Annotated in this window: 10 protein-coding genes and 1 pseudogene; 2 read left to right on the plus strand and 9 right to left on the minus strand. The window is 58.7% G+C overall.

Going from position 1 to position 12,028, the window contains the following annotated elements; translation table 11 throughout:
- Nucleotides 1-118: 118 nt before the first annotated feature.
- The 4 genes from Q4Q11_RS15250 to Q4Q11_RS15265 all read right to left on the minus strand — a co-directional run bounded on the left by Q4Q11_RS15250 (nt 119) and on the right by Q4Q11_RS15265 (nt 4,902).
- Nucleotides 119-397 carry a hypothetical protein gene (locus Q4Q11_RS15250; RefSeq protein WP_162701672.1) on the minus strand — a complete coding sequence of 93 codons (279 nt, stop codon included), beginning with the start codon at nt 395-397 and terminating at the stop codon, nt 119-121.
- A 132-nt stretch (nt 398-529) separates the two neighbouring features.
- Nucleotides 530-3,730 (minus strand): efflux RND transporter permease subunit, encoded by a 3,201-nt coding sequence (locus tag Q4Q11_RS15255; RefSeq protein WP_498570014.1) that lies wholly within the window; start codon nt 3,728-3,730, stop codon nt 530-532.
- On the minus strand, nt 3,727-4,692 hold the full coding sequence (locus Q4Q11_RS15260) for an efflux RND transporter periplasmic adaptor subunit (protein ID WP_498570015.1): 966 nt from the start codon (nt 4,690-4,692) through the stop codon (nt 3,727-3,729). Before Q4Q11_RS15260 ends, Q4Q11_RS15255 begins: the two co-directional genes overlap by 4 nt.
- A 9-nt stretch (nt 4,693-4,701) precedes the next feature.
- Nucleotides 4,702-4,902 (minus strand): YgaP family membrane protein, encoded by a 201-nt coding sequence (locus Q4Q11_RS15265; RefSeq protein WP_112512265.1) that lies wholly within the window; start codon nt 4,900-4,902, stop codon nt 4,702-4,704.
- Nucleotides 4,903-5,174: 272 nt separating this feature from the next.
- Here Q4Q11_RS15265 and Q4Q11_RS15270 point away from each other — a divergent pair, with 272 nt between their 5' ends.
- Entirely contained in the window at nt 5,175-5,474 is a 300-nt protein-coding gene (locus Q4Q11_RS15270) for a metalloregulator ArsR/SmtB family transcription factor (protein WP_112512264.1), read from the plus strand.
- Nucleotides 5,475-5,610: 136 nt separating this feature from the next.
- Here Q4Q11_RS15270 and Q4Q11_RS15275 read toward each other — a convergent pair whose 3' ends face one another.
- The 4 genes from Q4Q11_RS15275 to Q4Q11_RS15290 form a co-directional block, all read right to left on the minus strand.
- Nucleotides 5,611-5,973 carry an SHOCT domain-containing protein gene (locus Q4Q11_RS15275; RefSeq protein WP_498570016.1) on the minus strand — a complete coding sequence of 121 codons (363 nt, stop codon included), beginning with the start codon at nt 5,971-5,973 and terminating at the stop codon, nt 5,611-5,613.
- 745 nt (nt 5,974-6,718) lie between these two features.
- A complete protein-coding gene (locus Q4Q11_RS15280; protein WP_498570017.1) occupies nt 6,719-7,741 on the minus strand; it encodes an ABC transporter permease in 1,023 nt (340 codons plus the stop codon).
- A complete protein-coding gene (locus Q4Q11_RS15285; RefSeq protein WP_498570018.1) occupies nt 7,725-9,251 on the minus strand; it encodes a sugar ABC transporter ATP-binding protein in 1,527 nt (508 codons plus the stop codon). Before Q4Q11_RS15285 ends, Q4Q11_RS15280 begins: the two co-directional genes overlap by 17 nt.
- Before the next feature lie 164 nt (nt 9,252-9,415).
- A complete protein-coding gene (locus Q4Q11_RS15290; RefSeq protein ID WP_112512259.1) occupies nt 9,416-10,402 on the minus strand; it encodes a sugar ABC transporter substrate-binding protein in 987 nt (328 codons plus the stop codon).
- A gap of 318 nt (nt 10,403-10,720) precedes the next feature.
- Between Q4Q11_RS15290 and Q4Q11_RS15295 the strand changes: the two genes are divergently transcribed.
- Nucleotides 10,721-11,728: a LacI family DNA-binding transcriptional regulator gene (locus tag Q4Q11_RS15295; protein WP_498570019.1), complete on the plus strand. Its 1,008-nt coding sequence runs from the start codon at nt 10,721-10,723 to the stop codon at nt 11,726-11,728.
- A 3-nt stretch (nt 11,729-11,731) separates the two neighbouring features.
- On the opposite strand, the pseudogene Q4Q11_RS15300 reads toward Q4Q11_RS15295, so the two are convergent.
- Nucleotides 11,732-11,971 (minus strand): annotated as a pseudogene (locus Q4Q11_RS15300) (heme lyase NrfEFG subunit NrfE); the annotation flags it as partial.
- Nucleotides 11,972-12,028 lie beyond the last annotated feature (57 nt).

The following is a 12,028-nucleotide window of genomic DNA, read 5'->3' on the forward strand; positions in this document are numbered from 1 at the left end:
AGAAGCAGAGCATAATGTCGTCCGAAAGCCGATCACACCTTTCGGCATCGTGCTCCGGTGAAAACACAACTGAGGCTGGTTGGCCTTGGTTTCGTGGGCCGGTCTTTGCCGGAAAATTTCACTCCATCACGACCACTTTGATTTGAATCAATATCCGGAAGCGGCACATGGGCGATGAACGGTGTGATGCTGCGAAAGCAGTGGCTCCGGAGAGGATGTGCTGATCCGGCAGCGAAAAGGAAGAATGATGGACGACACTGCCCGTGGGCTGCTGCTCAAATGCCTTGGTGCTACGCGCGATGGTATGGATTTTCCTTCGATATGGGACGATATTCTGAGACAGCATTTTCTCGTGCTCGGCCCGCCGATACAAATCAATAGGAACGGTTTGCCGCATCTCGAAATCCCGCTGCTGGGCAGCCGAACGCTCCTTTACAATTCATCGACGAGGGAATTCTTCTTTTCGTAGCCTCGCCGGCAAATATGGCAGATCGCTCTGACCGACCTGCCCGGATGTTGTGCTGCTCCTTCACGTTTTAAGCACCCGGTAGATCGCCGGAATGACGAGCACCGTCAGCAAAGTCGAGGAGGCAAGCCCGAAGAGAAGCGAGATCGCCAGCCCCTGGAAAATCGGATCCGACAGGATCACCGCTGCCCCGATCATCGCCGCCAACGCCGTCAGCAGGATCGGCTTTGAACGGATCGCACCAGCTTCGATCAATATCTCGACTAAAGGTTTTCCAGATGGTGCGGAGTGCCGGATAAAATCCACAAGCAGGATCGAGTTGCGCACGATGATACCGGCAAGCGCGATAAAGCCGATCATGGAGGTAGCCGAAAACGGAGCGCCGAAGAACCAATGGCCGGACAGGATTCCGATGAAGGTCAGCGGAATCGGCATAAGGATCACCAAAGGCAGTCTGAACGATCCGAACTGGGCAACGACAAGGATATAGATGCCGAGCAGCGCAACGCCGAAGGCGGCGCCCATGTCGCGGAAGGTCACCCAGGTGACTTCCCACTCGCCGTCCCAAAGAACGGTCGGAACGGATTCGTCCGACGGCTGGCCATGGAACGCAATCACCGGCTTCTGCATGCCCTTCCAGGTCTGTGCGTCGAGCGCATGTTGCACGGCGATCATGCCGTACAGGGGAGCCTCATACGCTCCGGCGAGTTCCGCAGTCACCATCTCCGCGGCGCGACCATTGTGCCGGAAAATCGGGTAAGACGCCTTTTCCTCATGAATTTTGACGACGTCGCCGAGCTCCACCACGCCTCGCTCTCCCGGAAGCACGTTGGCCGGGATGGGCGTGGTCAGGAAACCTTCGTCCATCACCCGTTTATTTTTGGGAAGCTCGATCCGGATCGGAATGGGCGGCCTGCCGCCGCCGCGATGGGAATAGCCCACCGTTTTGCCGCTATTGAGGATTGCAAGCGTATCCAGCACGTCTGCTTCCTCGACATGAAAAAACTCCGCCTCGTCGGGTGAAATGGTGGCTCTCAGACGCCTTGCCGGCGTTCCATAGGAATTATCGATATCGACGATGAAGGGAACCGTGCGGAAGGCCTCTTCTACCCTTGCCGCCGCCTGCCGCCGTGTCTCGGCATCGGGACCATAGATTTCGGCGAGCAGCGTGGAAAGTACAGGCGGCCCTGGCGGCGGTTCGACCACCTTTACCCGGGTGCCGGCAGGAACAGCGACCTTGGCAAGGCGCTTGCGGATCGCGACCGCCAAGTCGTGGCTGGTGCGGGACCGCTCGCCCTTGGGAAGCAGTTCAAGCGCAACATCCCCCTGCTGACTGCCGGTGCGCAGGTAATAATGCCGGACGAGGCCATTGAAGTTGAAGGGGGCGGCGGTTCCCGCATACGTCTCGGACGAACGCACTTCCGGAAACTCCATCGCCGCCTGCGCCATGGCTTGCGTGACAGCGTCCGTCGCCTCGACGGAAGAGCCTTCCGGCAGATCGATCACGACGGACAGCTCGGACTTATTGTCGAAGGGCAGCAGTTTGACAGTCACATCTTCGGTGTAGAACAGCAAGAGCGAGCCGAGCGTCAGGACGCCCACGGCAAGCAGGAAAACCCAGCTTCGGGTTTTTGATGCGAGAATAGGCCTGGCCATTGCTGCATAAAGCCGGCCGACCATCCCTCCCTGCCCATGATGATCACCGCCTTGGACAGTGGACCTGCCGGCAAACTTCATCATCAACCAGGGGGTCACAATCACCGCGACGAAAAAGGAGAAGATCATCGCAGCGGATGCATTGGCTGGAATCGGGCTCATGTAAGGCCCCATCATGCCTGAGACGAACAGCATCGGCAGAAGGGCTGCGACAACGGTCAGCGTAGCAACGATCGTGGGATTGCCGACTTCGGCGACCGCCTCCACTGCCGCCTGATAACGGGGGCGCCCATTCGCCATTGCCCAGTGCCGCGAAATATTCTCGATTACCACGATCGCATCGTCGACCAGGATGCCGATCGAAAATATCAGGGCGAAGAGGGAGACGCGATTAAGCGTGTATCCCATCAGTTGCGAGGCAAACAGCGTCAAAAGGATGGTGACCGGAATGACGATCGCGACCACCGCAGCTTCGCGCCAACCGATTGCGACGGCTACGAGCACGATGATCGAGAGCGTCGCCAGTCCGAGATGCAACAGCAGTTCGTTGGCTTTCTCATTGGCCGTTTCCCCGTAATTGCGGGTAATGCCGACTGTGATCTCCTTAGGGATCAGGGACCCCTTGAGCGCATCGATCCGGGTCATCAGAGCAGCCGCCACATCAACCGCATTGGCGCCGGCGCGTTTTGCCACGGCGATGGTGACGGCAGGCAGACGCTTCAGGTCCGAATTGTCACGAATGAGCCGAGACGCAATCATCTCGCCGGAATCGGATGCCAAAGAGATTTCAGCCACATCGCGGACATAGACGGGCCTGTTGTCGCGGGTTGTGATCAGCAAATTGCCGATCTGCTGTGGCGCTGCAAGGGTCTCGCCTGCGACGAGACCGATTTGTTCGCCTTTGTCCCGCAGTGTTCCTGCCGGAAAAGTCTGGTTGGCACCTGCCACCTTCTTTGCAAGCTGCTGCAGAGTGACGCCATAAAGTGCGAGCTTCTGCGGATCGGGCGCGACCCGAAAGATCTCATCCGCCTCACCGACGAGATAGGTCAAACCGACATTCTCGACCTTCGACAACTCGGTGCGAACCTCCCTTGCGACGCGCGTCAGGTCGTTGGCCGAGATGCGGCCGGCAGCCTCGGGAGCGGGCGAAAGCGTAAAGGAAAGTATGGCGACATCGTCTATGCCTCGCCCAACGACGAGCGGCGCAGGGATGCCGACCGGAATGCGGTCCATGTTCGCCTGGATCTTTTCGTGAACGCGCAATACGGCCGTATCGGACGATGTGCCCACGAAAAAGCGCGCGGTAACGAGGACATGATCGTCCTGGATCTGGGAATAGACGTGCTCGACGCCGTCGATACCTTTCACGATCGTTTCCAAGGGCTCGGCAACGAGTTTCACCGCATCTTCCGCTTTAAGGCCACTTGCCTGGACATGGATATCGACCATGGGAACGGAGATCTGGGGTTCTTCCTCGCGCGGCAGCGTAACAAGGGCGATCAAGCCGAACGCGAGCGCGGCCAGGAGCAAGAGCGGCGTCAAGGGCGAACGGATGAACATGCCGGTAAGCCGCCCGGCCATGCCGTAATCGTTGGATTGCGGGGTCATGGCAGAACGATCTCGTCGCCAGCGGCAAGTCCGGTCAGCACTTCCCTAACGTCGCCATCCGGGCGGCTTATGATTTCGCCGGCGATGACAACACGTTGCACCGTCCCGGCGCCTCCGCTCACGGAGACGAAATCGACACCGTCGTGGGTGGCGATGGCGCTGGCCGGCACGAGAAGCACCTGCCGCTCGCCCACCGGGAGCTGAACGAGAACGCGCGCGTTCACGAAGGTCGTATCGAGGGCACCCGCCTCGACATCGGCGGTAACTCTCCCATTTTCGATTTGCGGATAAATTTTTGCCAGTTTCCCAACGATCTGCCGCCCGTCCAGGGAGACCCTGATTTCGGCGCCCTGCCTGAGTGCGCCGGCGTGTCGTTCGGGAACGGCGAGACGCAGAAACAGGCCGCCACCGCCTATTGTCGCCACGGTCTCACCAGCCATGATCACGGTACCGCGGGTAACGGGTACGGTTAAAATCTTTCCGTCCGAAGGTGCGTCCACCTCGCCCTCCGATTGCTGCCGGACAACGACGGAACGCTGCGCCTCCATTGCGGTCATCTCATTCTGCAAAACGCCGGCCTGGGATCGAAGCTCGTCAAGCTTCTGCTGGGTGACGACACCCCGGCTCACCAGGGATTCGCCGCGCGTCAGGTCGGCCTGAGCTGCCGTCAGCTGCGATCGCAACGCACCAATTTGCGCATCGAGCGCTGCGATCTGGAATGCAAGCTTTTCGTCTTCGACCGTTGCGATCTTCTGTCCGGCTTTGACGACATCCCCCTCCGTAGCACTGAGGTCGGCAATGGTTCCGCCTATGCGGGCACGGGCCGGCACCGTATTGCGTGCCTCGATCGTACCATAGACCGCTTTCCATTCGGTGATGATGACGGGTTCCAATTTCATGGTCGCGGCATTTGCCTCGCCCGCAAACAACGGCAGGACTACCGTGAGCAATAGAAGTCGCATAGTGAGGCCTCAGAATGCAGTGCCTGAGCGGATACCAAGCTTGCGAAGTACCATTGCTGCGGGGCAGAAACCGGTAAAGGCCGATTGCAGAAGGTTGGCGCCGACAAATATCGTCAACCAAACGAAGTAGGCCGACACCCACAAGGTCAAAGCCACCGACAGGAGCACCATAAAACCTGCGAATGCGAGAACCGAACGATCCAGGGTCATTTCTTTTCCTTTCCTTGTCTATGCTATTCAGCGCACTCCGGAGCAGCGGATAAACCGGGCCATCGCCACAGCTTGCGCCGTCCCGGTTCAGCACCCGATCTCATGCTCCGGCATATTTCGCTTTACCGCCTTGACTCCGATCAAGACGGCTGGATATCGCAGCTTTTGGAGTACTTCCTGCACTCGATCCCGCACAGTGGCACTTCATTTGACCGAAACATAAATTCATGAAAATATGATATGATAAAATTGTGAAATGTAAAGAGGCTCCGATGAACATTGCCGAAGCAATTGCCGGAAAGGCCGACAAGGCTGCCGAATTTCTCAGCGGCCTTGCGAATACACATCGATTGCTCATCTTGTGCGAGCTTGCCGACGGCGAGCGCAACGTGTCGGAGCTAATACAGGCAACCGGCATCGCCCAGACATCCATGTCTCAGCATCTCAATAAGCTGAAGAAGGAGGGCATCGTGAATTTTCGACGGGAGCACCGCACACTCCATTACTTCATCGCCGATGCTGCGGTGCTGCAGATCATGTCGATTTTATACGAGAAATTCTGCCGCAATTAATCGGGGAGCAGACGGCGAGGACTTCGCGTTCGCTCCGGCGCAACACCTGGCGGTCGAACGCCACGTTGGGGCTCGACCGAAGTCCCGTTCATACCATCGCCAAGGATAGCTTTGGTTCCGGACGGTGCAAAACCGGCTATTCCCCGAGAACCCGCCGTCGCTCTTCAAATTCATCCTTGTCGATTTCACCGCGAGCAAAACACTCCTTGAGAATATCGAGTGCCGAGCGGGCGGGCGGCGCGTGATGCGGCGGCGCCGTTCCCGGCCACGGCCCGCCCAGCCAGCGAACGAGGAACGCTATGGCTGCCATCAGTATCGCAAAGAATAGGATCATGAACAGAGGACCGAATATCATGGCATACCAGCCTCCACCCCACCACATCATGTGCGGCCCCCAAGCGTAGCGCCCGACATCTGACGGTATCTGCGCCCACGCAGCACTCTGCGAGACCAGAACCAAACCTATCGCTGCGGCAAAATTCTTGGAACAGTTGCGCATCGCTTCTTTTCCTCATGGACAACTCCTCCTTTATGACGCTCTTTGACCCAATGCATTGCGCCTGATCAAATGCCGCGAGCAGGTTCGTCGAAAAATCACAGCATGATCAGCGTCGCCTGTGACGCTCATGCCGCAGGACATGAATTGGAACCGAGCCGTTTGAGGACGGCGCGTTTGATGAGATCTTGGAAGACCGGACAGCCTCCGAAAACGAAGCTGACGACATAGATCGTATGTGCCAGAGGCGGCCGCCTCGGCTCAAACCAGCCCGCAGATACCGATCCAAACGCCCGGGAGCGCATCAGCAAGCAGAGCAGCCGTAAGGATCATGCGTGGCTCAAAGCCCGGAACGCCCGGCGCGCGAACGGACGGACTAGAAAAGAGCGTGATCGCGGATTGCATGCTGCTCGGTGCCGTTGGTAGCGAGGCGGCAATACCGGTTTCGCCTCGTCCGCCGCAGCCGCATCCGGCCACAACGGACTTGGAAACTTCGTGCCGAGTTCGGCTCGACGCCGCGAACATGGGCGCCGCGCCGATGCTGATGACAATTCTTTGCGCCGATCGCCAGGCGCGGCATTTCAAGCCGGTGTCGTTCTTCCACTTAAAGCGCGTCGCGATCTTTCAGATTCGCTCCCCGCGCTTTAGGTCTCTGGTTTTGCGCATGTCGTCGTCGCAAAACCGCTTCGCACTTTTGCGCGACATGCCTTTAGGCTTTCGACCTGCCTTACTTTGGAGAGCCGCCTCGTCAGCGGCTCTCCAATATCCGCATCAGCCGGCCGCGATAGCTGTCGAGAATGACGGCCAGCACGATGACGGCGCCGATCACGATCGGTTTGATATTGTCGTCGGCGCCCAGCAGCTGCAGTCCCGTGGACAGCACCTGCAGAATACAGGCACCGACCAGCGTTCCGACGATCGATCCCTTGCCGCCGGAAAGACTGGTTCCGCCGATGATGACGGCTGCTATGGCATTCAGTTCATAGCCAATACCGGCAACCGGGCTGCCGACATTGAGACGGAGCAGGTAGACCATGGCCGCAATGCCGGCGGTCAGCCCGGAAATGGTGAAGACCGCGATCTTGTATTTCTTCGGCTCATGGCCCGATAGGCGAACCGCCTCCTCGTTCGTCCCGATTGCAAAGACGAAGCGCCCGAATACCGTATAGCGCAGTACGAACCAGCCGATGAGCACGACGACGATGGCGATCAGGAAAATCGACGGCAGGACACCCCAGAAGATCAGATTGCCGAAATCGACGAAGGGCTGCGGCAGACCGGTGATGGTGGAATTGTCGCTGACGACGCGCGCCAGGCCGCTTGCGACGTTGAGCATGCCGAGCGTGACGATGAAGGATGGAAGTTTCCACTTCTCGCAAATCCATCCGTTGATGGCACCCAGGACCGCGCCAGCACCCATCGAGGCGATCGACGCCAGAACGATCGCCTGCCAGGGGGAAAGCCGTGGATCGATCATGATAGTTGCGCCGATGACCGTGCAAAGCGCCAGCAGCGAGCCGACGGAAAGATCGATGCCGCCCGTGAGGATGACGAAGGTCATGCCGGCGGCAAGCACCGTATTGATGGCGATCTGCACGAAGATCTTCAGGAAGTTCTCCGGCGTCGCAAAATAGGGCGCCGTCACCGAGAAGAAGATCAAAATCAGAACGAGGGCGATGGTGACGCCGGCCTCCTTCATCGAGATCCGGATGAGCTTGTCCCAGACGCTGGGCGCTTTCGCCTCTGTCATCTTTTCAATGTTGCCGGACACGACTGTACTCCTTGTAAGCGAGTGAGAGAATCCTGCTCTCGTCAAATTGCCCCCGGGCTATTTCCCCGGCTATCTTGCCGTCCGAGAAGACGATGATGCGATGGCAAATGCTCATGAGCTCCGGCAGGTCCGAAGACACGACCAGAACGCCCTTGCCCTCGGCGGCAAACTTCCACAGAAGCTCGTAGATTTCCGCCTTGGCGCCCACATCGATGCCGCGGGTCGGCTCGTCGAAGATCAGCACCTTGGGGCCGCGAAACAGCCATTTGGCGATGACGACTTTCTGCTGGTTGCCGCCCGAAAATGTCCTGACGGCCTGATGGATGGATGGTGTCTTGATCCTGAGTTCGCGCACCAGCTGCCGTGAGGAATCGTCCTCCATCTTGCGTAAGATCAACCCGTTGCGGGAAACCCTGGCGAGATCGGTGATGGTGGTGTTTTGCGCACAGCTCATGTCGAGCATGAGGCCTTGTATCTTGCGGTCCTCGGTCGCCAGGCACAGTCCGGCAGTCACCGCGTCCTTGGGCGAGGCAATCTCGACCGGTTTGCCATCTATGCGGATTTCGCCTTCAGCCTTGGCGTCGGCGCCGAATATGGCCCGAACGGCCTCGGTGCGACCACTGCCCACAAGCCCTGCGATGCCGACGATTTCCCCCTTGGCGACGGAAAATGACAGTTCCGGGCTATGGCTCGTTACTTTGAGGCCGGAGACGCCAAGCGCCTCGCCGGAGATGGTGCTGTCGCCGCGGAAGGCGTCGTGCTGCGCAAGTTCGCGCCCGACCATGAGTTCGACGATTTTCGGAATTCCGAGCCCTTCGAGCGGCCGTGTGATCACATGCTGTCCATCGCGCAGGATGGTCACGTCATCGCCCACCTCGAAGATCTCTTCGAGCCGATGCGATATGTAAAGCGTGGTGACGCCCCGTGCCTTCAGCCGCTTCAGAATCCCAAAGAGACGATCGACCTCCTTGGAGGTCAAGGTTGCCGTCGGCTCGTCGAGGACCAGGAGCTTGCTTTCGTTGGAGAGCGCCTTGGCAATCTCGAGAAGCTGAAGCTGGGCGACGCTCAAGCTGCTGGCAAGCGTCGTCGGCGCCACATTGAGGCCGACTTCGGCCAGCAATTCCGCCGCCCTGGCGTTCATTTGCTTGTAGTTTACCAGGCCGTATCGACGCGGCAGATGCTCGAAGAGCAGATTTTCGGCGACGGAAAGATTGGAAAGCGGGTGCAGTTCCTGATGGATGACACGGATGCCCGCTTTGAATGCCTCCAGCGGAGAGGACGGACGATAGGCTTCGCCGTCAAACAGAATGCGGCCATCGTCCGGCTTGAAGACGCCGCCCAGCAGATTGATCAGGGTCGATTTGCCGGCACCGTTTTCGCCGAGAAGAATGTGACCCTTGCCGCGGCCGATCTCCATGGAGACGTCCTTCAGCGCCACGACGCCCGGGAAGCGCTTGCCTATTCCTTCCAGCTTCAGGATGGCATCATCTATTGTTTCTGGCACGTCCACCTCATGCGCATTTCTGTTTCGGGGTTGGAGATGGCGACTTTCCTCACGCCGCCTTCCGGCAGGGCTCAAAGTCCCATCCCGAGCGGCCGGTAAGAAGATCGATCGCGACGCGGATGCGCCGGCATTTGCCGGCGCATCCCTACCCGCAAGACCGATGGTATCGGCTATTTCAGATCCTTGGCGGTGACGAGCGTGACATCAGTCTTGACCCAGCCGGTGAATTTTTCGCCGGCATATTCGCGAAGACCGTACTTGATGCCCATGGCGGCCATTTCCGCGCCATACTGTTCGACGGTGGCAAGCATCTTGCCGCCCTTGATCAACGGCTTGACGGACGGAATGTTATCGAAGCCGACGACCTTGATCTTGCCGGCCTGACCTGACGCATCGAGCGCCTTGACGACACCGAGAGCCATGGAATCGTTGGCGGCCATGACACCTTGAATATCCTTATATTTCGTCAGGAAATTCGTCATGACGGTATTGGCTTCTTCAGTTTCCCAATGCGCGGTCTTGCTGTCGAGCAGCTGAAGCTTGCCGGCCTTGATGGAATCCATGAAGCCTTCCTTGCGCTCTTTGGCGTTGTCGGCCTCGGGATTACCTTCCAGGATCACGACCTTTGCGCCAGGCCCCAGATCCTTGGCAAGCGCATCGCCGGCAAGCTTGGCGCCAGCGGTGTTGTCGGGGCCGAAGAAGGCGAGATCGATACCGGCCGCCTTCTTGGCGTCGGCATCGAGCGGCACGTCGATGTTGATGACCTTCACGCCGGCCTTCACCGCCTTGGCAAGCGGCGTAGCCATGGCCTTGGAATCGGCCGGAGCGACGACGATGATGTCGTATTTCTGTGTCACGAAGTTCTCGACGGCATCGACCTGGGCCGCGAAGTCGCGCTCGTCCTTCATGCCGACGGCCTTGAAGTCGAACTTGTCCTTGTTTTCGGCCGCGTATTTGTCGGCGCCGGCCTTCATCTGCTTGAAGAACTCATTGGACAGAGATTTCATGATCAGCCCGACCTTGGGCTTGCCTGCCGCAAAGGCCGGCGACACGCCGCAGGACAGTGCAAGCACCAGAGTACCGGCAAGCCCGAGTTTCAGCGCCGCACGCCGCTGCGCATTGATCAAGACGGATTCACGCTTCGTAGAATTGGACATTTTCTTTCCTCCCGAACGGCCCTGGGCTCAGCTCCAACTGAGTTGTCCGCGACAATGAACCGTTTCCACGTATATTGGGTAACACGCTGCCAGAAATTGTCAAGGCACCACCGCTCAAGGTGAAATCCCGCTAAAATTGCGCCTTTACCAATCATGGAAGAGAGGTATGATGAACCGTTTCCATTTGATCGGCGTCAACCGTTGCATAATGGAGGCTCAGCTTGACATGAACCCTTTGACTAAGGCGGAAGAGACCATTAGCTGAGAGCCCGGATCAGGCGCCTCGGAAGGTGAAATGAAGGGATATCGGTATCCATTATGCCAAAGGTCGGTATTCGAGATGTTGCCAAACTGGCGGGGGTTTCCACCGGAACCGTTTCAAGGGTTTTGAATGACCACCCGTCGGTGACGGATGAATTGAGGGCGCGGGTCAGAAGCATCATCGAACAGCTCGGTTATATGCCCGACCCATCTGCCAGAAGCATGCGCAGCAAGGTCAGCCGCCTCATCGGCATCATCATTCCCGACCTGACCAATCCCTTCTTCTCGGAGCTTGTCCAATCTGCAGAACAAGCCGCAGCGAAGCATGGCTATAACATCATCGTCATGACCTCTTTTGATCGTGCAGCCAAGGAGGCGGATTGGATCGGTCAGCTGACAAGCCGCAAGGTGGACGGCATCATCCTCGTTCCGAGCAACGATTTCCATGCGCTCAAGGTGCCGAAGGGGCTGCCGATCGTCATCGTCGACCGCCTCTTGCCGGGATATTCCGGCATCGCCGCCGATCATCGCAGTGGCGTTCGTCTCGGCGTCGAGCATCTCGTGAAGCTTGGCCATCATCGTATCGGCTTCATTTCAGGCCCGAAGAGCTCGGTGCCCGCCAACGATCGTCTCCAAGGCTATCTCGATGCGATGAAATCTGCGAACAACGGCAGCCAGAGTGCGGCACAGCTGATTGCCGAAGCGGCTTTCGATTACGAAAGCGGCCGGTCTGCAGGAAACTATCTTCTTGCCCGCGCCCGCCACGAACGCCCGACCGCCATATTCGCAAGTTCCGACCAGCAGGCGATCGGCTGCATGCGCGCGGCCCATGATTTGGGAATTCCGGTTCCGGCCGCCCTCTCCATCGTCGGCTTCGACGGTATTCCGCTTGCCAGCATGACAACACCGCGCCTGACCACGGTGAAACAGCCCATTCAGCAAATCGCAGCAGCAGCGGTCGCAGTTCTGTTGGGCAAACAGGATGCCCCGGATCTTGGAAAGCCACTCCTATTGCCTTGCGAACTCTCCAAAGGGGAAACGACCTGCGCTCCGCAGCCTGACTGAATACGGCATCAGCGAATGGGAATTGGCCCAGACGTTGAAGACGGAGAAATCGGAGGCGACATAGGCATAGGTCAGCACGCCGAAGGAAAAGGCGACCAGCAGGAACATGACGATCGCGCCGGCCGGCGCAATATCCATCATCGACACGTCGCCGCGCCGCGCGCCGATCACCGGCAGGATGGAGACGATGAGCGCCGTCGCAAGTGCCAGCACAAGAGCATAGTGTCCAAGTTCGATGATCATCGGGTGGCCTCCTCGCCCTTCCACACGCCGTCGGCCTTCAGCTTGTCGGCGACCTGC

The organism is Rhizobium sp. UFLA01-1127, from assembly GCF_059803845.1.

What these genes read in the sequence shown, in the direction of transcription:
- Q4Q11_RS15250 (WP_162701672.1), bottom strand. Translation starts at nt 397, where the DNA reads ATGCGGCAAACCGTTCCTATTGATTTGTATCGGCGGGCCGAGCACGAG.
- Q4Q11_RS15255 (WP_498570014.1), bottom strand. Translation starts at nt 3,730, where the DNA reads ATGACCCCGCAATCCAACGATTACGGCATGGCCGGGCGGCTTACCGGC.
- Q4Q11_RS15260 (WP_498570015.1), bottom strand. Translation starts at nt 4,692, where the DNA reads ATGCGACTTCTATTGCTCACGGTAGTCCTGCCGTTGTTTGCGGGCGAG.
- Q4Q11_RS15265 (WP_112512265.1), bottom strand. Translation starts at nt 4,902, where the DNA reads ATGACCCTGGATCGTTCGGTTCTCGCATTCGCAGGTTTTATGGTGCTC.
- Q4Q11_RS15270 (WP_112512264.1), top strand. Translation starts at nt 5,175, where the DNA reads ATGAACATTGCCGAAGCAATTGCCGGAAAGGCCGACAAGGCTGCCGAA.
- Q4Q11_RS15275 (WP_498570016.1), bottom strand. Translation starts at nt 5,973, where the DNA reads ATGCGCAACTGTTCCAAGAATTTTGCCGCAGCGATAGGTTTGGTTCTG.
- Q4Q11_RS15290 (WP_112512259.1), bottom strand. Translation starts at nt 10,402, where the DNA reads ATGTCCAATTCTACGAAGCGTGAATCCGTCTTGATCAATGCGCAGCGG.
- Q4Q11_RS15295 (WP_498570019.1), top strand. Translation starts at nt 10,721, where the DNA reads ATGCCAAAGGTCGGTATTCGAGATGTTGCCAAACTGGCGGGGGTTTCC.